This is a genomic window from Sporomusa sp. GT1 (assembly GCF_014634905.1).
Lineage (GTDB): Bacteria > Bacillota > Negativicutes > Sporomusales > Sporomusaceae > Sporomusa > Sporomusa sphaeroides.
In genome coordinates, this window is record NZ_BMBX01000007.1 from 105,639 (window position 1) to 125,498 (window position 19,860).

The following is a 19,860-nucleotide window of genomic DNA, read 5'->3' on the forward strand; positions in this document are numbered from 1 at the left end:
TTTGGCATACAGACGGCAGCCGGCGATTATAGCCGGCTGCCGTCTTTTATTTATTGCCGATCTTACTGTGACAGCCCCCCTTCTGCCTAGAGCTTAGGCTTTTATGTCAGGGGGTATCAGTCCGGCTAAGATGTCAATAAACGATCTTTCTACATTGTTATATTCCTGCCGTTGCTTCGATACTAGGATAAATTGCCGGGAAACCTTGCTAAGGTTAAGTAAGGGGATATTCACCAATTGACCGCTCGCAATTTCCCGTGAAATACAAACCGTACTGATAAGGGCAATGCCCAGTCCTTGTTCCACCGCTCTTTTGATTGTTTCGTGGTTCCCCATTTCAAGTATCGAATTAGGTGTGACATTCTCCTGTTTTAAATAATCCTCAACCATTGACCTCATGGCAGAACCGGGGCGGGAGTGGATAAAGGTATATGGACCGACAAGTTCCTGGGGATACACTATTTTTCTTTTCGTTAAGGGATGTCCCTGGGCAGCAATTAAAGAGAGATGGTCGATTGCTACCGGAAGAAATTTTACCTCAGCTTCATTGACCCAGTTTAAGTTTTTGCCGACAATGGCCAAATCTAAAGTCCCGTTTCGTACCCGCTCCACCATTTCGTTACCATACCCGATATGAACCGATAATTCAACTTTGGGGTAGGTTTCTTTAAACTGCTTCAGGATAGGAGGGAGAATAAAGTTGCCGGCAAGGGTGGAGGCTCCAAGAACCAGCTTACCTTCTGACTGCCTGTGCAATTCCTTAAACTTATCGGGAATGGCATCAATCAGCGCAAGTATTTCTTTCGCCCATTTATAAAGGGAAAGCCCTTCTGCCGTAATGGAAAAAGACCTCCCGCTCCGGATGAAAAGCAAAACAGCATAGTACTTTTCTAAAGCAGCTATTTGCTGGCTCACTGAGGCCTGGGCCATATACAGGCGGTCAGCCGCCCGGTGAAACGACTTATCTTCCACTACTGCACAAAAAGTTCGGAGCTGCTGAATCGTCATAGTGCCTCCTTGATAATATTCACCTTATCATTTTGGTTAATTATTATGCATGGTTTAGCTATAATCCTTCAGTTAAAATTAAATTAATCAGAAAAAAGCTGCCTCCTGCGTTTTGTGCCACCCATGAATAAGCGCAGAGCATGCCAGAAAGCTTGGACAGGAGGAAGATAACTTGAAACGTAAGGCCATACTTGTCAGCATAGATGGATTAGGTGACAGACCGATACACGAACTAGGGGAACTCACGCCACTCGAAGCTGCTGCAACCCCTACATTGGACAGAATCGCCAGTGAAGGCTTGACCGGTTTGGTTGACCCGTACGCTCCAGGCATACCGTGCGGGACTGATGTGGGACATTTATGCATGCTGGGGTATGACCCCAACGAAGTGTACTCCGGCCGGGGACCCATTGAGGCATTAGGTGCCGGACTCGAAATATTCCCCGGGGATGTCGCCTTTCGCTGCAATTTTGCGACAGTAGACCAGGATGGTAAAGTAAGCGACAGACGCGCAGGCAGAATCAGGGACGGAGTAGCTGAATTAGCGCGTCTTTTGGATAACATTTCCCTGAACGAAGATATCATTGCTAATTTTGCGCCAGCTACCGATCACAGAGCAGTACTGGTATTAAGGGGAAAGGGCCTGTCGCCCCAGGTGTCGGATTCCGATCCGGGCGGAAATAACGAAGGCATGGCGATGCAAAAGGTACAACCGCTTGATAAAACCGATGCGGCGATAAGGACGGCACAGGCCGTGGAGCAATATCTTGCCATTGCCAGGGAGGTGCTTGGTAAACATCCGCTTAACCGGCAACGGATTATGTCAGGACAGCTTCCGGCAAACGCCATCCTAACCCGGGGTGCGGGTATTGTCACTTACTGTACCCCGCTGAGGGAGCGCTTTAAAGGACTCCGGTGCGCAGCCGTATCAGGTGAAGCAACCGTGCAGGCAATAGCCAAAATGGCAGGCATGCAAAACTATACCCATCCGGGCATCACCGGCTCGTATGATTTTAACGGCAAACTCAAAGCGGCTGCGGTACTTGAGCTGCTGGCGGATAACGATCTGGTACTGGTACATATAAAAGCTACGGATTTAGCCGGACACGACGGCCGGTGGGACCAGAAAAAAAACATCATTGAGCAAATCGATACAATGGTCGGACAGATCAAGGCAAATATCCCGCCAGATACCCTTATTGCCATAACCGCCGATCATTCCACTCCCTGCGCAGTAAAGGAGCATAGCGGCGACCCGGTGCCGGCAGTAATTTGGGGCAAAGGGGTCAGGGCGGATAAACAAGTAACCTATGGTGAAACGTCCTGTTCTCACGGTGGATTAGGCAGAATTACCGGCAACAATTATTTTCACATATTAATTGATCTCATGGGATTCTCACAAAAATTTGGTGCTTGATTGCGTCACGCAAGCTGAATGCCAGAAAGGAGGCAGCAAAATAGCGACGCAACAAAACAGAAAGGAGCTTGTGTAATGTCTCAAGAAAAAACAGGAAAAGTTTCCGGCGATTCGCCCGAAAAAAAGCCGGGACAGGTTGAGCGATTAATGAAAAAGTGGGGAATTCCCCTCGCCATTGCGGTGTTTCTCTTCTTGCTGCTTATGCCCACACCGGAAGGTCTGGGGCTGGCGGCACAGCGTTCATTAGCTGTTTTTACAGCTGCTCTGATCCTTTGGGTAACAACACCTATTCCGATTTACCTTACCTCGATGTTAGCGATTTTACTGCTGCCATTGATAGGAGCCGTCAAGGACCAGAAGGATGCCTTTGGCATGCTGGGCAATGACGTTATCTGGCTTATGGTGTCGGCATTTGTTCTCACCTCTGCTATTGTTAAGTCCCAGTTGGGAAGAAGGTTTGCATTATGGATGATAACCAAGTTCGGAAAAACACCCAAGATGACATTATTTACGCTGATCGTCATCAACTTTGTACTCGCCTTCTTTGTTCCGTCCACAACGGCCCGGGCCACACTGATGGTTCCTATTTGCCTTATTTTACTGGAGGTTTACAAGGCCATTCCCGGTGAGAGCAATCTGGGCCGGGTTATGATGCTTCAGGGTTTACAGGCAGATGCTTTGGCCACCTCGGGAGTTATGACGGCTACGGCTGGCAACATTATTGCCGTCGGATTTATTAACTCGCAGGCCGGGGGAAACATCGGCTATATGCAGTGGCTGCTGGCCTCTATGCCAACAGCAATTATCACCATGATCATTGTCTTTTTCCTCGGACTCAAAATTTTCTCAATTAAGGATGAATTTAATTTTGAAAAAGCTATCGGCACACTGGAGGAAGAACTAAGAAAGCTCGGCTCCTTCTCCCTTGCAGAGAAAAAAGCCATGGTTATCTTCTTGTTGACAGTGGTGCTATGGGCAACAGGAGATTATCATAAGCACTGGGTCGGCTATGAAATCAGTACCGAGCAGACTGCTGTTCTGGCCGCACTGCTCTGTCTCCTGCCCAAGCTGGGACTGCTTACCTGGAAAGAAGCCAACATCAAGTGGGATTTGATGATTTTTGCTGCCGGTGCCTACGCGGTTGGCGGCGCCCTGGACAAATCCAAGGGTGCGGAATGGTTGATAACGCAACTGGTTAACGGGCTCGGACTACAAAATATGAGCCATTTCTGGGTCTATGTCATTGTGGTATTCATCAGCATGTACAGCCATCTTATCTTTACCAGCAAGACGGTAAGGGTAACTATTCTGATACCGGCATTCATCACCCTGGCCAAAACGCTGGGCATGAACCCGGTAGCGCTTGCTCTGGCTTCGGCCATGACTATGACCTATACGATTACGCTGCCGCCCCATTCCAAGGTAAACACCTTATATTTCGGAACCGGTTATTTTTCCGTGCTGGACCAGGTGAAATACGCGGTTGTCACTTGTTTTGTGGGTGCTGTTATTATTAGTTTGGCGATATTTACCTGGTTTAAAATTATCGGTATTGCATAACAGCCTAAAATAAAAAAACGGCAACCGGCTATCAAATGGATAGACCGGCTGCCGTTTTTTATTTTATCGGCATTTTTTACTGGGGCACCTGCCTGGCGGACTATAACAGTTCCTGCCGCAGTTCAGCGGCTGACTTGGGTGAGAGCCAGCCAAAAGGAATGTCAAATACCGTGTAAGCTCCCCGGCCACCGTGCTGGGCCAGCCGGAATACGGCCCGGGCATAAGCCACCAGGACACTGGCGGTAAACTCGGGATTGCTGTCAAGCTTCAGGGCAAATTCCATCACATGGTTGACATCAGGGCTGGTTTGGCCGGTACGAAAGACAAAGCCCCCATGGGGAGTGCCGGCATGACTGGCCTCAAACTCCTGCTCTGATACAAAAGAAACATGGGTTTCATAGTCGGAAAAATAATGCGGCATGGTTTTGATTGCCGTTTCAATAGCCGCGAGATCGGCCCCGGGTTCGGCAACGACATAGCAATCGCGGACATGCACCTCATGTGCATTTACCGGCGGCAAGGTGCCGGAACGTACGCCGGAAATAGCTTCCTGTTTGGGAACCGTATACTGTTTTGCAGTTTTAACTCCCGGAATGCGGCGAACTGCATCCGAGTGTCCCTGGCTAACGCCTTTGCCCCAGAACGTATAATCAGTTCCCTGCGGCAAAACCGCCCCTGCCAGCAAACGGTTAAGCGAGAAAAGGCCCGGATCCCAGCCAACCGAGATGGCGGCAGCTTTGCCTGAAGCCTTGGCACTTTGCTCCATGGCCGCATAATAGGCGGGAATTTTGGCATGGGTATCAAAACTGTCAACAGTATTGAACAAGGACGAGAACCGGGGACCTTGTTCAATAAGGTCGGTGGCCGAACCACCGCAAAGCAGCATAACATCAATTTTGTCCCGGTATGCTTCGGCTTCGTCCACCAGCAGCGCCGGTACACCGCTCAGGGTTTTCTCCAGACGGCGCCGGGAAAACACGGCCACCAGTTCCATGTCGGTATTTTGCTGAACTGCCAGTTCTGCACCTTTTCCCAGATTGCCATAGCCGACAATTCCAATACGTATCTTCTGACTCATCGTTACCTCCTGATATGGCTATAATTATGTCTGCTTATAAAGTAGACTTAGCTTCAGGCAGGGTTGTAACCCCAGCCGAAGGTTAGCTGCCCAGCTTCCAGGTACTTAACCGCTCACCCTTGCCTGCAGGGGCATAACCTCCCTTACAGCAACCAAGAGTCTTTGAGCAGGTTAGTCTCAGGATAAAGAGCAAAAGTTTGCAGTACATAGCTGCCGCTGTTAAGAATTAGTATATTTCGACACCAAACGGCCAATACCTTCTTTTTTGTACAAATGTTAACCTCCGGCCACAAAGGAGAAGCCACGTGCCATGGAGAATTATCATCATAGGATTTGCAGCAGTCGGCATTGTGCGCGTTATTAGCACCCTGTCAAATCCGGAATCTGAAGAAAGAGGTTGTTATGAAACTAATATCATGGAATGTAAATGGCCTTAGGGCCTGTCTCGGTAAAGGGTTTGAAGATTTTTTTCATACCATTCAGGCCGATATTTTCTGTGTTCAGGAAACCAAGATGCAGCAAAGCCAGTCTGAGCTGGTGCTGCCCGGCTATGAGGAATACTGGAACAGCGCGATAAAAAAAGGCTACTCCGGCACCGCCATTTTTACCCGGTTAAAACCGTTGTCGGTTGCCTATGGCATGAATATGGAGGAGCATGATCAGGAAGGCCGGATTATTACCCTGGAATTTGAAGAGTTCTATCTGGTCAATGTCTATACTCCCAATTCCCAGCGCGAGCTTATGCGCCTCAGTTACCGGACGCAGTGGGAAGATGATTTCAGGGCCTACCTCCTGCGCCTTGATCAACTGAAGCCTGTCATTATGTGTGGCGATCTCAATGTCGCCCACCAGGAAATCGACATTAAAAATCCCAAGTCCAACCGCAAAAACGCCGGTTTTACCGACGAAGAAAGAGAAAAAATGACCTGTCTGTTACAGGCCGGCTTCACCGATACCTTCCGCCTTTTATATCCTGACAAAGAAAATGCCTATACCTGGTGGTCTTATATGATGAATGCGAGAGCACGCAATATCGGCTGGCGTATTGACTATTTTGTCGTCTCCAGCCGGCTAAAGGATTCGGTAAAAGAGGCTGTCATTTATCCTGACATCATGGGCAGCGACCATTGCCCTGTCGGACTGGAGATATTTTAGCATAAGGAAAGGGCGCTGATAGTTCAGCGCCCCTTTATTATTGCGATTTAGTCCGGTTTGGCGTGCCGCCTATTTTCGCTATGCCTACTCGCTGTATTCCGGCGAGTATTCCAGCAGCTTGGTCTTGGGTTGATTGGCATCCAGCAGCCTAAATAACGCATTAAAATCGGTATTGTCATATATCGGTATACGTCTGAGCAAATACACATTGTCCCTGCCGGGTTTGTTCAGGCCGGGCAGTACGGTAAAAGCCGCCTGATACCCGGCTGCAGCCACCGCTTCCCAGGCAGCAAGATCATAGGAGCCATAAGGATAGGAGAATACGTCCACATCCTTGGCGGCGGCTTTTTTCAGCAGCTTCTTGATGTCTTTGGTCTCCCGCACCAGCTCTGGTCCTGTTAAAACCGTCATATCACGATGGGTCACCGAATGACCGCCAAAACTGATACCGGCAGCCGACATTTCCCCAATCTGCCGGCTTGAGAGCCGCTCTTCCCTGTCAATATTGACCCCGACCATAAAAATTACCGCACTAAAATCAAATTGCTTTAATATCGGAAATGCGTTGGTATAATTATCTTCATAACCGTCGTCAAGGGTAATAAGCACCGGCTTCTCCGGCAGCACCACCGGCTCTTGCTTCATATAGGCTAATAGCTGCCCAGGTGAAATGGTCTGAAAGCCGGCATGTTTCAACAATGCCAGCTGGCGTTCAAATTCCGCCGGTGTCACTGTCAGACGGGGCAGGTCGCGCTTGTCCTCACTTACATGATGATACAGCAGCACCGGTATACCATTTTGATACTGTGCCGCCGCAGTATTTGCAGCCATAGAGATGACCAGTACCGCCAATAAACAAATCCACTGTCGCCAGGCTAACAAGCCATCACCCCTCTCTCTTCTTCACTGTATCCGAATGGGAACCCTGAGCCGGCGGAATCCGTTTGTAGGGTAATTTAATCAGTATTTCTTCAGCAAGGTCCTTAAAGATTACCTCCGGGCTTGTTTGGATACTCTCCCCTTCCACGGAATTTTTATTTGCCTTCATTATATCATATTGTTTTGTTGCCGCCGAGTACGCGTAGCATTTTATTGTTATATCTGATTGAACATAGGTATCGTCAAGCCTATGGGAATAAAACCGCTGCTGCCTGGCGCGGTCCAGCTCAACAACCACGACAATATCGGCCGACAGCGCGTCGGCAACGGCTGACAGGATTGTTTCGTCAGATAATCTTGCCTGCTTATTCTCCGTCAGCAGGCTTTGCGCGGCCTCGGCCGTCATGTCGGCAGGCAGCAAGGTATAATAAGGATATTTAAAAGGCTTTTTTATGGTGTCCTGCAGGATTTGAATATCCTGCTGCGGGTGATAATCAGCCGTATTCATGGGCGGCATAACCGCTACCCTGAGCGGGGTTATCGCATACCCGGCTGAAGCTGTGGTGGAAAAATAAGCAAGCAAAAGCAAGAACACTATTTTTTTAACCAGCCCTCCGGCCCGTACATCCATTCTGTCACCCCATTATTTATCCTTAGTACGTGAAGCCACCGCCTGCCGCTGCAGGCGGTGGTTAATTACTATTGAAACGGCTCATAACGTATTTCCCAGGTTAATGTTCCCTTACGGCGCGAATCCTGAAAAATACGCCGTTCACGCATACTGTAGCCGGTTACGGAAATTTCCACAGCCCGTCGCTCAGGTGAAAACTGTTTATCCTTGGTACCAGGGTAAATGGTTTCAACCTCACCATTTTCCCAGACAATCCTGATACTTGATTTTTGGGCCTGCTCCCCTGTGGCCTGAAAATTGACAATCGATATATTTTGGGCAGCTTTTCCGGCAATGGCTTGACGCAGCTCCACCTTACCTTCAAAAGGCACCTCGGTTCCGCTAAGAATTAATAAGGGCGGCAAAGGTGTAATGTTAATTATATCAGCAGGAACAGTGGTGTCTGCTGATTTCTGCTCAGGAGGAGTACCCTTTTCCATCCCTGTAAAAACTAGATAACCAATCATGCCGGCCACCAGCATAGTCAGGGCGCCAGCCACAAAGCTTTTCCACGAATTTACCATAAATACCCCCAGTCCCTAAAAATAATAGTAGTGCCTATGTATAGTATAATACGCCCGGAAATGGCATTTGCAAAGTCCATGGAACAATTTTTCTGCATATTTTTTTTCGCGAATGCTTATATTAATCTCGCAATAGCAAGTCATCCTGCAGGTTTGACTAACCTCCTGCCAATCATCATAGCTGGCATTTACATACTCACTGCTTTTCGGCCCAAAACCGCCGCAACAGAATCAGGAAATGCGCGTACTGCATACATTTGCTTTCTCTCTGAATATTGTAAACAAATCAATATTTTCTAATATAATTTTCTGTCAGTTCTTGTAGTTTTTACGGAATGCTTGTCTATAATGAGAATTGAATTATGAAGCCTTAATGCCGGCTTGTGATTCGAAAATTCAAAGAGTGGAGGTTACTTAATGGAATCTAAAATTGTAGCAGGCCTTTTAGTCTACAAACTCAACATGATTCAAACAGTTGCTTTAGCCCTCGTAATGTACTTTATCGGTAATTTTATCAGACATCGCGTGCCTCTGTTTATGCGTCTTAGCATACCAGGACCTGTTATCGGCGGTTTGATCTTCGCTGCACTGTCCACCTTCCTGCGTACCCAGGGGATCCTCGGGTTTGAACTGGATGGCACAATGCAAACAGCCCTTATGATTATGTTCTTTTGTACAATTGGTATGGGTGCCAGTTTAACACTGCTTAAAAAAGGCGGCATGCCTTTAATTATCTTTTTCCTGTTAGCGGTTGTACTGGCAGTAGCGCAAAACGTTCTCGGCATTGCGCTGGCCAAGCTTACCGGTATTGATCCTCTCTTAGGCATTATCAGTGGTGCGGTAACCCTGATGGGCGGCTTGGGAACCGGCGGCGCCTTTGGACCGCTCTTTGAAGAGTGGGGTGTACAAGGTGCTACCACTGCTGCTATCGCCTGCGCAACCTTCGGTATGGTTGCCGGCAGCTTGATGGGCGGACCATTCGGTGAATGGCTGATTAAAAAGAACAACATCCCTACACCTAAGCTGCATGGTGCTCCTACAGACGGAGACGACAGCCTGCTTGTGGAAGAAGAAGAAACCTTCAGCGGCGAAACCTTAATGCAAACTCTTGGCTGGGTAATCTTTGCCATGGGTATTGGTTCCATTATCAGCTTCTATCTGACCAAAGCCGGCATTACGCTGCCTGCCTATATCGGTGCCATGATTGCGGCTGCATTCGTCCGTAATATTGGTGATTTTTCCAAGTCTTACAAAATCAACGGCCGTGCGCTTGAAGTTATTTCCGACATTTCACTGGCCGTCTATCTGACAATGGCAATCAATGGTCTTAAATTGTGGGAACTCGTTAACCTGGCGCTTCCTCTGTTGACCATTTTGGTTGGTCAGATTATCCTGATGGCTATCTTCTGCTGGCTGGTAGTTTACTATGTCATGGGCCGCACCTACAGTGCCGTACACCTGTCTGTCGGCATGGTTGGTTTCGGTATGGGCGCTACTCCCAATGCGTTGGTAAACATGGCTGCAATAACCGAAAAATACGGTCCTTCGCCCCGGGCGCTTATGATCGTATCCTTGGTAGGAGCCTTCTTGATCGACTTTGCCAATGCGCTGATTATCACCGGCATGGCCGGAATGTTCCGATAAGGAATAAAAAAGGAATAAAACCCCAAAGGGCAGAGTCATTAGACTCTGTCCTTTTTATTTACCCTGCATGCTGCCGTAGTCTACTTTATACCAGAGGTTATCCACCAGCTGCCATTCTTGCTTATGGTTGGTTTTGTTGGTGCCTAGTACGGGATGGGTTACTACCAGTTCAAGCGCGGCCCGGGCTTTGTCGTCATATAGCTCAACTTCCTGTACCGATACGTTGATCTGATAAACAGTACCGGCATCACGCAGCTGCCGGTACTCGGGCAAACTGGGTTTTGGCACATCTCTAAAATATGACAGTCTGTACATCGTATCATAATCCCGCTCCACAAAAGCCCGGCAATACTCCTCTACCCGCTCCTTGAGCGCTTGATAAGCTGCCAGACGCTGCCGGGATTCCTGCATAGTTTTATGGCTGAGCTGTGATTGTAAGTAACCGTCCGTAATTGCTTGCCCGGAACCGGCCAACAAAATAAACACAATAATCCCGGCGACAGGCAGCACTCCCCGTAACTCCCGGCAGGTTTTCTTAAAAATTTTCATACTACACCTCCACTATTGATTTAGGCAGTGTCAAAGCTGATTTTATCAAAGAAAATTCCCATTAAATTAAATTGAATGTCACTATCTACTGATTTTTCAAATTATTATAAATCAATTTTATTTCTTTTTTTGTCGTTTTTAGTAGTTTAAATAGTATAATAATAATAATGGTATAATTATGGAATTTTATATTATTCGGAGGTGTCAATTGTGGCAAATAATGCACCCATTGGAGTTTTTGACTCCGGTATTGGCGGACTTACGGTAGTAAAAGAAGTTATTAACTTAATGCCTAACGAAAACATTGTTTATTTCGGTGATACCGGCCGTACTCCCTACGGTCCCCGGCCGGTGGAACAAATCATCGAATTTACCAATCAAATTCTGGATTTTCTTAATGGCCAGGGCGTTAAAATGGCAATTATGGCATGTAATACGATAACCATGTGGACATTGGAACAAGCCCTCAGCCGGTATTCATTTCCCATCGTCGGCATGAATACCGGCGAACAATTAGCACTGGCGGCTACCAAAAGCAAGCATATCGGTATTGCCGCCACACAAGCTACCATTAACAGCGGCAAGCATGCCCAGCGGCTTACAGCAGTGGATGCAAGCGCCAAAGTATTTCCCCAGGCCTGCCCGCCACTTTGTCCCATGGTGGAAAGCGAAATATTGGAGGGAGCCGAAGCCGAGGCGGCCTGCCGCGAATACTTACTGCCAATGAAAGAGGCGGGTGTGGATACAGTAGTTCTGGCCTGCACGCACTATCCCTTCCTCTTAGCGCCCATTAAACATATCCTGGGGCCTGAGGTTACCGTCATTGACCCGGCTAAACAAACGGCCCTTGATGCTCAACAGGTTCTGAAAGACATGGATTTATTGGCAGATCCCAGCCAGCAGGCAGTACGCCGTTTCTGCTTCTCAGCCGACCCGGCAAGAGCCAAACGCCTGGCAGAAAGCATTATCGACGCACCGCTGCATAATTTTGAACAGGTTAATATTCTGGAATAATCCCAAAAAGGCAAGCCCGAAAACAGGGCTTGCCTTTTTTTAACTGCCGGTTATTATGGTGACCAGCTCGGGGTTGACTTGCATGACGCCCCCTTGTACCATAAGCTGCTGCTCTCCCTCCCCGGTAAGCAGCCTGACCGGCCTGGAGTCAAGCAGGGTAATGAGGGGAGCGTGGCCGGGAAGGACGCCTATTTCGCCGGTAGTGGCCCTGGCAATAACCATGCGAACCTGACCTGCGAATAATTTGCCTTCAGGGGTGATAATTTCTACGCGCAGTGTCTTGCTCACTGCCCTTTCCCCCTCATGGCTGCTGCTTTTTCCGCCACCTCGTCAATGGTTCCGACCATATAAAAGGCATTCTCCGGCAGTTCGTCATAGTTGCCGCTTAATATTTCCCTGAAGCCCCGCACCGTTTCTTTAAGCGGCACGTATTTGCCGGCAGTACCGGTAAAGGCTTCGGCCACGAAAAACGGTTGGCTGAGAAAACGCTGAATTTTTCTGGCCCTGCCGACAACCACCTTATCTTCTTCTGATAATTCCTCCATCCCCAGGATGGCGATAATGTCTTGCAGTTCTTTATATCTTTGCAGAATTTCCTGAACGGCACGAGCAGTCTGATAATGTTCATCCCCGATAATAAACGGGTCAAGTATGCGGGAGGTGGAATCCAGTGGATCCACTGCCGGATAGATGCCCAGTTCGGCAATTTGCCTTGACAATACGGTGGTGGCGTCAAGATGGGCAAAGGTAGCCGCCGGCGCCGGGTCTGTCAGGTCATCGGCCGGCACATAGACGGCCTGCACCGAGGTTACCGAACCCTGCTTTGTCGAGGTTATCCGCTCCTGCAGGGTGCCGACATCAGTGCCAAGGGTAGGCTGGTAGCCTACTGCCGAAGGCATTCGTCCCAAAAGTGCCGAAACCTCAGAGCCGGCCTGAATGAAGCGGAATATATTATCAATGAATAAGAGCACATCCTGCCCGGCTACATCGCGAAAATACTCCGCCATAGTCAGGCCGGTCAGACCTACCCGCATCCTGGCTCCCGGCGGTTCATTCATCTGTCCGTACACCAGGGCCGTCTTGCTGATAACGCCTGACTCCATCATCTCCCGCCAAAGTTCATTGCCTTCGCGGGTCCGCTCTCCCACACCGGCAAAAACCGAGAAGCCCCCATGCTCGGTGGCAATATTGCGGATAAGTTCCATAATCAAAACCGTCTTGCCGACCCCGGCCCCGCCGAACAGGCCAATCTTGCCCCCGCGCGCATAGGGTGCAATCAAGTCAACCACTTTGATGCCGGTTTCCAGTATCTCGGTAGCTGTCTCCTGTTCGACAAACGCCGGTGCCGGACGGTGAATGGGCCAATATTCACTGGCGACTACCGGTGCGGGATTGTTGTCCACCGTCTCGCCCAGCACGTTAAATATTCTGCCAAGCGTCCCTTCTCCCACAGGTATAGTAATGGGTGAACCGGTATCAACGGCCGTCATGCCGCGTACCAGCCCGTCGGTTGACGACATGGCCACACAGCGAACCATATTATCACCCAAATGCTGCATGACCTCTACCGTCAGATGAATATCATACCCGGCGGCTTTCCCGGTGACTGTTACTGCATTATTGACAGCCGGCAACTGCTCCTGCGGAAATTCAATATCGACTACAGGCCCAATTACCTGTTTTACCTGCCCGCTAGCCATGTACTCCCTCCTCTTACCGCAGCGCCTCCGAACCACCTACAATCTCCGATATCTCCCTGGTGATGTTGGCCTGACGGACTTTGTTGTACTCAAGCACCAGTTGACCTATGAGTTCCTGGGCATTGTCGGTAGCCAGGCTCATAGCATTTAACCGTGACGCCACTTCGCTGGCCGCCGCATGGATAAGCCCCCGGAAGATGGCAGCCTCCAGCCATTTGACGGCAACCTCTGCCAGCACACTGTCAAATGACGGCTCATAGATTTGCGCTTGTTTCCGGCACGGTAAAGTTTCCGCTATGCGGATAGGCAGGAGGTGTTCCACCACCACCTGCTGGTTGCCTGACGAGCAAAACTTTGTATACACCAGGTACACCTTGTCATAGGTTCCGCTGCCAAACAACTCTGTAATAACTGCACCAATATCTACGGCGTGCTGATACCGGGGCTTTTCTGAAATACCGATATAGGACTTGTCAATCGCCACCTGGCGGCGTCCAAAATAATCCTTTACTTTCCGTCCCACAACCACCAGGCCCACACGGCTTTCGCCGCCAATATGGCGCACTAGCGCTTTAACCAGGTTGCTGCCATAGGAGCCTGCCAGACCTTTATCGGCGCCAATTACCAGATACCCGGTACGCAGTACTTCCCGTTCGGCAAACAAGCCGCCCGGCAACTCTTCGCCGCTGGTTACCAGCGCGGCGATAGCTGTCTCCAGCTCCTGACAATAGGGCAGGCTGTCTTTTACCCGCTCCTGCGCCTTGCGCAGGCGCACTGCGGCAACCATTTTCATGGCCTGGGTTATTTTCTGGATATTCTTAACCCCTTTGATGCGGCGGCGCAAATCTAATGCATTAGGCATAAGCTCACCTCGCCATAAAGGAGTCTTTAAACTGCTTGATGGTGGTTTTCAGGCGCTCCTCAATGGCCGGCTCCAGGCATTTCTTCTCTTTAATTCCGCCGCTAATCTCCGGATAGGCACGGATATACTGCAGAAATTCCTGCTCAAACTTACTCACCTGGGAAACAGGTATATCATCTAAGTGCCCATTGACACCAAGATAGACGGCGATGACCTGTTCCTCAATGGGCATAGGCTTATATTGCGGCTGCTTGAGCAGTTCGGTCATGCGTTTGCCCCGTTCCAGCAAATCTTTCGTGCCTTTATCCAAATCAGAACCAAACTGGGCAAACGCCGCCAATTCCCGGTACTGCGCCAAATCCAGACGCAAGCGCCCGGCCACTTGCTTGGTAGCCTTTACCTGGGCCGAGCCGCCTACCCGCGACACCGACAGCCCCACATTGATGGCCGGTCGCGTACCGGCGTAAAACAGCTCGCTTTCCAGAATAATCTGCCCATCGGTAATGGATATTACATTTGTCGGGATATAAGCCGCCACGTCGCCGGCCAGGGTTTCAATGACAGGCAGCGCGGTAAGCGAGCCCCCGCCCAGTTCTGATGATAATTTGGCCGCCCGCTCCAGCAGCCGGGAATGCAGATAAAAAACATCGCCCGGATAGGCTTCCCGCCCTGGCGGACGCCTGAGCAGCAAAGACATGGCCCGGTAGGCTGCCGCATGTTTGGATAAATCGTCATAAACACAGAGTACGTGCCGCCCCTGGTGCATAAAGTGCTCACCCATGGCTACACCGGTATAGGGTGCCAGATATTGCAGCGGCGCACTGTCAGAAGCCGTCGCCACCACTACGATGGTATGCTCCATCGCCCCATGCTCTTCCAGCGTCTTTACCACCCGGGCTACGGTAGAAGCTTTTTGCCCAATGGCGACATAGATACAAATGACATCCTCACCCTTTTGGTTCAGGATGGTATCAACAGCGATAGCCGTTTTCCCGGTACCCCGGTCACCAATGATCAGCTCCCTTTGCCCCCGCCCAATGGGCACCATACAATCAATGGCTTTAATTCCTGTCTGCAACGGCTCTTTGACCGGCTGCCTGTCGGCAATACCGGGAGCCCGCCACTCAATCGGCCTGGTCGAGTCAGTATCGATCACTCCCCGCCCGTCAATGGGGCGTCCCAGTGCATCGACAACCCTGCCGATAAGGGCTTCTCCCACCGGCACTTCCATAATCCTGTCGGTGCGCCGCACTCTGCAGCCTTCCTGTACACTAACCTCATCGCCTAACAGCACTGCGCCGACATTGTCCTCTTCCAGGTTTAACGCCATACCGTAAACGCCGTCACCAAATTCCAGGAGTTCTCCGGCCATAACCTTGTCCAAGCCATGCAACCGGGCAATACCGTCACCAACCTCAATTACCATCCCAATTTCATCCACATTGCTTTCAATCTGGTATTGCTTGATTTGCTCCTGAATGATTGCCGATATTTCCTCAGGCCGTATTTTCACAGTGAGTTAGTCACCTCACTTCCTCAAACTATTTGTTTAACATATGCCTTTTTAAATTCGCCAGTTTGGCTGCCACACTGTTATCAATACGTCTATCACCAATTTGAATGATTAGTCCGCCTAAAATCCGTTGATCCACTTGCAGATAGACTTCAATGTTTTTTCCTGTGACATGGGCCAGCTGTGTTGCCAGCTGCTCCTTATCCTGCTCGGCCAGCGGCATTGCCGTTATGATTTGCACTTCCAGAATATTGCTGGCCTGCTTCACCAGCAGCCGGTAAGACTTAATGATCTCCGGCAGCACCGCGGTGCGCCGCTTATCGATTATATGGCATAAGAAGTTTTGGACAAAGCCGGATACCGTGTCACCAAAAAGGCGCGTAACAGTCTCCTTTTTGTCAGCCGCCGGCACACCGGGATTGCTAAAGAAGCTGCGAACCTCCGCCTCGGCAAAAACCCCTTCCACTATGGTGAGCTCTGCCTCAACCTCATGAAGATTCTGCCACTCCCGGGCCAGCCGGAATATCGCCTGAGCATACCGCCTTGCTAACCGCAGCTTCATGCCAGTTCACCATACTTTTCTTTAGTAAAGTCCTTGATAAAGCTTTGCACCAGGCGGGTATTGGTTTCAGCATCCAGGTTTTTCTCGATAATTCTCTCCGCAGCGGCCACTGCCAGGCTGGCGACTTCAACCCGCAGCCGGTTCATCGCCTGCTGATAATCGCGCTCAATCTCCTCCTGCGTTTCTTTTAAGAGACGCGCGTGTTCTTCTCTGGCTTGCTGGAGCATGGCTTCTTTAGACCTTTCCCCCAAGGCAATAGCCTCATCAATGATGGCTCTGGCCTGAACGCGAGCTGCGGCAATCTGCTCCTGGCTCTCTTTTTTCATGGTATTTGCCAGGGTTCGCTCCTGTTCGGCCTCATCCAGGCTTCTGGCAATGCGGCTTTTTCGTTCTTCCAAAGCTGTCAGGATCGGCTTGTAGGCAAGTTTGGTTAAAATAGCCACAAGTATCAGAAAGTTGATAATCTGAGCCGCCAAAGTAGCATTCATTTCAATCAATTTATATCCCCCCTCCACCATGGGAGCCGGCATCTGGCTTACCTGTCAGACACCTCTTGCTGTTCAATTTTTAAAGCAGACTTGGCTTCAGATGGGGTAATAACCCCACCTGAAGGTTAGTCGCCTTATCTTAACCTGAGATTGAACTGTAGCCGCGCTCCTATCTCTTGGAATTAATGCTGCTTGCAGCAGCTAAGAGCAGGCTGGTTACTGGACAAAAGGATTGCTGAATACCAGTACAATGGCGATAACGGCTGCAATAATCGGAATAGATTCAATCAAACCAACGGAAATGAGCATAGTTACCATAATGGAGTTTTTGGCCTCCGGTTGACGGGCAATACTTTCAACGGCTTTAGCCGTCACATGGCCATCCCCCATTGCCGCTCCAAAGGCCGCCAAACCCACAACCAAAGCTGCGGCAATAACCGAAGCCGCAATGATAATTGCCTGTTCCACTTTCACCCCTCCTTTTCTTCGATATGATGTACTTCCAGGGAATTACTCAGATATGACATCGACAGCATAGTAAATATCAGTGCTTGAATGATACCGACAAAGACACTGAAAGCCAGCCATACTGTCGGTACAAAGTAAGGTACCAGAATACCCAGAATGATAATCAGGATTTCTCCTGCCAGAATGTTGCCAAAGAGACGGAATGAAAGCGTTACCGGTTTGGCCAGTTCTTCAATAATATTGATAGGCAAAAACAGAATATTAGGCTCAATAAAATGCTTAAAATGCGCCAGCGCTCCTTTGGTCTTGATGCCATAGCCATGAACAATGGCAACAATCATCAGCGCCAGACCCAGTGTGGTATTAATGTCATTGGTTGGCGAAGTAAAGCCCGGCACCAGACCCAGCCAATTGGAAATCAGCAAGAACAGGAATAAGGTAATAATCAGCGGTGCGACCTTGCGTCCATTATGGCCGATGGTCGACTCAATCTGTGTTAAGAGCCCTTCCAGCAGCAGCTCCACAAAGTTTTGCCAGCCTCCCGGCACCAGCGCCCAGTTCCTGCGAACCAGCAGCGAACCAACAACCAGAATCGCCATGGTCAGCCAGGTCATGTACAAGGTATCAAGATTGAACCCCAGACCGGCCAAAACTACCACATGGTGCCCACCTATCTCACCTCCGCCGTGCCCCATGTCCCCTCACCTCCTTACCTACATTTTTTGGTATCCCTAATCTGCCTGATAACCAGCTGCAGCCCACTGATGAACAGGAGTGCCGGCATAGTAAAGAATCCTGCAGTAAATGCCAAAGCATTGACTTTGAAGAAATGGGTAATAACAATAAGCACCAGCAAAACGGCTCCCAGCCGGATAATCCATCCCCCCCGGATATGTTCAATGGCTTGCTGCTTGGAAAACACCTGGACATTCTCAACCTGGCGATAAAGATACAAAAAATAAATTGAACCTGTCACTAAGCCAATAAGCAATCCGGTGGTTACCTGCACGGAAAAATACCTATAGGCAAGCAGGCAGCCTATGGTTCCCACGAAAGCAATTTGTGCCAACATGTTCCTGACCTTAAGCTCATAGTTCTTCATACATGTGGCCTTAGCCATCCCACCTTTTATTCACTTTTTCTCCTGGGGTAAGGACATTGGTACTGGCACCACTACCGTCTTACTCCATATATATGACTACTTGTCATATATATTCCTCGCTTTTCCTAATATTGGGAAACCATTCTCGTTATGTTGCGATTCTCCGATTAGCGGCAGAACAGCATCACAAAAGCGAGACTACACCTGACCGGGGTTTATCTCCCACCACAAGTGTAGTCTCGCTTTTAAAAAAAAATGACAGAGGGTCAATAAAACGACCCTCTGTCATTCCCAATACCTGTCCGGTATTGGGAGGTTAATTAGCCTGGTTAAATGAATTGAGAAAGGTTACATACTGCTCTTTTGTTAACAGCGGCTTGTACTCCTGCAATATCTGCTCCGCCGCTTCGCCGTCACCGTACAATAGGTCAATAACCGTCATCGCCAGTGCCTGTGCAGACTTGATATAAGCCGCGTGAGAATCAGCCACAGAATAATCTTTACTGTGCAGCGCACCGGAAACACAACCAAGCCAAGGGTGAATCGTCGGCATGATGTGTGAAAGATCGCCTGTATCGGTACTGCCTGCCTCATGGGTTCCGGTACCCACCTGTGTCTGGCCGTATACAGCTTCCGCATTGGCTCTAAACACTTGATTAAGCTCCTGGTTATTATTCATTGGCAAGTAACCGGGCAAACTTTGAATAGACACTGCAGCGCCTACCGCATCGGCGCCGGCACGCAGCGCCCGGTCAATTTTTATGTTGCTGTCGCGCAGCGCCTCGATGCTGGCGGCACGAACATAACTCTCCATACGCACATCTTCAGGGATAACATTTACCAAATCGCCACCCTGGGTAATAATCGGATGAAACCGCACATAATCCTGCTCACGGAAGGTTTCCCGCTGTGCATGAACCCCCATGATACCCAGCATAGCTGCATTCAGGGCGTTAATTCCTTCCGCCGGGGCCATGGCGGCATGGGCGGCTTTGCCCTGATATTGAACCAATTTGCCAATAAAGCCGTTACTGGTACTGCCAAGCCGGACAAAGCTGTCGGCTTCCGTATTGGTAAGCAAATGAATTTGCATCGCCATATCAATATCATCAAAGGCTCCCCGGTAAATCAATTCCTGCTTGCCGCCAAGGTAGGCAATTTTTCCTTCTTCCCGCAGCTTGTTTCTGTACGTAATTTCAACATATTCCTCTGCCGGAACAGCGAACAGTACGACATCACCGGCCAGAAAATCCATCGCGCCGGTATCAAGCAGCGCCATGCCTACAGCCATCAGCACTGCAATCTGAATGTTATGGCCACAGCAATGGGCAGCACCGGTTAAAGGGTCTGCCCCCGGATGCCCGGCACAAGTTACAGCGTCAAGTTCACCTAAGACGGCAACCGTGCGGTTAGACCTTTTGCCTTTCAGCCGTCCTTTCACGCCGGTAAGAGCCAACTCTTTTTCATAAGCTACGCCCAGGTTACGAAATATGTTTTCCACCTTGGCGGCAGTCTTAGTCTCTTTAAAACCTAGCTCCGGCTCACGATAGATAGACTCTCCCAGTTCAATAATCTGCTCCTGTCTGGCTTCAATTGCCTGACAAACCTTCTGTTTTAATTCCTCTTTCGTCATTGTCTACCTCCAGTACCCCTCTTGAGTTTCTTAT

The 19,860-nt window shown here is 49.5% G+C and carries 21 protein-coding genes; 5 read left to right on the top strand and 16 right to left on the bottom strand.

The features are described 5' to 3' along the window. Positions 1-93: 93 nt before the first annotated feature. A complete protein-coding gene (locus GT1_RS10710) occupies positions 94-1,008 on the bottom strand; it encodes a LysR family transcriptional regulator (RefSeq protein ID WP_188398692.1) in 915 nt (304 codons plus the stop codon). A gap of 172 nt (positions 1,009-1,180) precedes the next feature. On the opposite strand from GT1_RS10710, the gene GT1_RS10715 reads away from it, so the two are divergent. Then, a complete protein-coding gene (locus GT1_RS10715) occupies positions 1,181-2,425 on the top strand; it encodes a 2,3-bisphosphoglycerate-independent phosphoglycerate mutase (RefSeq protein WP_188398693.1) in 1,245 nt (414 codons plus the stop codon). A gap of 75 nt (positions 2,426-2,500) precedes the next feature. Next, positions 2,501-3,985 carry a DASS family sodium-coupled anion symporter gene (locus tag GT1_RS10720; RefSeq protein WP_188398694.1) on the top strand — a complete coding sequence of 495 codons (1,485 nt, stop codon included), beginning with the start codon at positions 2,501-2,503 and terminating at the stop codon, positions 3,983-3,985. A 100-nt stretch (positions 3,986-4,085) separates the two neighbouring features. Here GT1_RS10720 and GT1_RS10725 read toward each other — a convergent pair whose 3' ends face one another. Then, positions 4,086-5,063 carry a diaminopimelate dehydrogenase gene (locus GT1_RS10725; RefSeq protein ID WP_188398695.1) on the bottom strand — a complete coding sequence of 326 codons (978 nt, stop codon included), beginning with the start codon at positions 5,061-5,063 and terminating at the stop codon, positions 4,086-4,088. A gap of 402 nt (positions 5,064-5,465) precedes the next feature. Between GT1_RS10725 and GT1_RS10730 the strand changes: the two genes are divergently transcribed. Continuing rightward, positions 5,466-6,218 carry an exodeoxyribonuclease III gene (locus GT1_RS10730; RefSeq protein ID WP_188398696.1) on the top strand — a complete coding sequence of 251 codons (753 nt, stop codon included), beginning with the start codon at positions 5,466-5,468 and terminating at the stop codon, positions 6,216-6,218. A gap of 84 nt (positions 6,219-6,302) precedes the next feature. On the opposite strand, the gene GT1_RS10735 is transcribed toward GT1_RS10730, so the two are convergent. The 3 genes from GT1_RS10735 to GT1_RS10745 all read right to left on the bottom strand — a co-directional run bounded on the left by GT1_RS10735 (position 6,303) and on the right by GT1_RS10745 (position 8,291). Next, on the bottom strand, positions 6,303-7,049 hold the full coding sequence (locus tag GT1_RS10735) for a polysaccharide deacetylase family protein (protein WP_188398697.1): 747 nt from the start codon (positions 7,047-7,049) through the stop codon (positions 6,303-6,305). Positions 7,050-7,104: 55 nt separating this feature from the next. Next, on the bottom strand, positions 7,105-7,728 hold the full coding sequence (locus GT1_RS10740) for a hypothetical protein (protein ID WP_188398698.1): 624 nt from the start codon (positions 7,726-7,728) through the stop codon (positions 7,105-7,107). A 68-nt stretch (positions 7,729-7,796) separates the two neighbouring features. Next, positions 7,797-8,291 carry a hypothetical protein gene (locus GT1_RS10745; protein WP_188398699.1) on the bottom strand — a complete coding sequence of 165 codons (495 nt, stop codon included), beginning with the start codon at positions 8,289-8,291 and terminating at the stop codon, positions 7,797-7,799. 417 nt (positions 8,292-8,708) lie between these two features. Between GT1_RS10745 and gltS the strand changes: the two genes are divergently transcribed. Beyond that, a complete protein-coding gene (gene gltS / locus GT1_RS10750; protein ID WP_188398700.1) occupies positions 8,709-9,935 on the top strand; it encodes a sodium/glutamate symporter in 1,227 nt (408 codons plus the stop codon). Between the two features lie 54 nt (positions 9,936-9,989). Here gltS and GT1_RS10755 read toward each other — a convergent pair whose 3' ends face one another. Continuing rightward, a complete protein-coding gene (locus tag GT1_RS10755; protein WP_188398701.1) occupies positions 9,990-10,484 on the bottom strand; it encodes a hypothetical protein in 495 nt (164 codons plus the stop codon). A gap of 210 nt (positions 10,485-10,694) precedes the next feature. On the opposite strand from GT1_RS10755, the gene murI reads away from it, so the two are divergent. After that, positions 10,695-11,498 (top strand): glutamate racemase, encoded by an 804-nt coding sequence (gene murI / locus GT1_RS10760; protein WP_188398702.1) that lies wholly within the window; start codon positions 10,695-10,697, stop codon positions 11,496-11,498. A gap of 39 nt (positions 11,499-11,537) precedes the next feature. On the opposite strand, the gene atpC is transcribed toward murI, so the two are convergent. The 10 genes from atpC to GT1_RS10810 all read right to left on the bottom strand — a co-directional run bounded on the left by atpC (position 11,538) and on the right by GT1_RS10810 (position 19,826). Continuing rightward, entirely contained in the window at positions 11,538-11,786 is a 249-nt protein-coding gene (atpC, locus tag GT1_RS10765; protein ID WP_188398703.1) for an ATP synthase F1 subunit epsilon, read from the bottom strand. Continuing rightward, positions 11,783-13,198, bottom strand: coding sequence for a F0F1 ATP synthase subunit beta (atpD, locus tag GT1_RS10770; protein ID WP_188398704.1), 1,416 nt, complete (start codon positions 13,196-13,198; stop codon positions 11,783-11,785). The genes atpC and atpD overlap by 4 nt, the downstream gene beginning before the upstream one ends. A 13-nt stretch (positions 13,199-13,211) precedes the next feature. Beyond that, positions 13,212-14,060 (bottom strand): ATP synthase F1 subunit gamma, encoded by an 849-nt coding sequence (gene atpG, locus GT1_RS10775; RefSeq protein ID WP_188398705.1) that lies wholly within the window; start codon positions 14,058-14,060, stop codon positions 13,212-13,214. Between the two features lie 4 nt (positions 14,061-14,064). Then, positions 14,065-15,573 (bottom strand): F0F1 ATP synthase subunit alpha, encoded by a 1,509-nt coding sequence (gene atpA, locus GT1_RS10780; protein ID WP_188398706.1) that lies wholly within the window; start codon positions 15,571-15,573, stop codon positions 14,065-14,067. Positions 15,574-15,601: 28 nt separating this feature from the next. Then, positions 15,602-16,135: an ATP synthase F1 subunit delta gene (atpH, locus tag GT1_RS10785; protein WP_188398707.1), complete on the bottom strand. Its 534-nt coding sequence runs from the start codon at positions 16,133-16,135 to the stop codon at positions 15,602-15,604. Then, positions 16,132-16,623 carry a F0F1 ATP synthase subunit B gene (atpF, locus tag GT1_RS10790; protein ID WP_223226185.1) on the bottom strand — a complete coding sequence of 164 codons (492 nt, stop codon included), beginning with the start codon at positions 16,621-16,623 and terminating at the stop codon, positions 16,132-16,134. The genes atpH and atpF overlap by 4 nt, the downstream gene beginning before the upstream one ends. 216 nt (positions 16,624-16,839) lie before the next feature. After that, a complete protein-coding gene (gene atpE, locus GT1_RS10795) occupies positions 16,840-17,091 on the bottom strand; it encodes a F0F1 ATP synthase subunit C (protein WP_075757712.1) in 252 nt (83 codons plus the stop codon). A 2-nt stretch (positions 17,092-17,093) separates the two neighbouring features. Next, entirely contained in the window at positions 17,094-17,786 is a 693-nt protein-coding gene (gene atpB / locus GT1_RS10800; protein WP_075757711.1) for a F0F1 ATP synthase subunit A, read from the bottom strand. Positions 17,787-17,800: 14 nt separating this feature from the next. After that, on the bottom strand, positions 17,801-18,211 hold the full coding sequence (locus tag GT1_RS10805; RefSeq protein ID WP_075757710.1) for an ATP synthase subunit I: 411 nt from the start codon (positions 18,209-18,211) through the stop codon (positions 17,801-17,803). A 298-nt stretch (positions 18,212-18,509) separates the two neighbouring features. After that, entirely contained in the window at positions 18,510-19,826 is a 1,317-nt protein-coding gene (locus GT1_RS10810; RefSeq protein ID WP_188398708.1) for an amidohydrolase, read from the bottom strand. Positions 19,827-19,860: the final 34 nt, after the last annotated feature.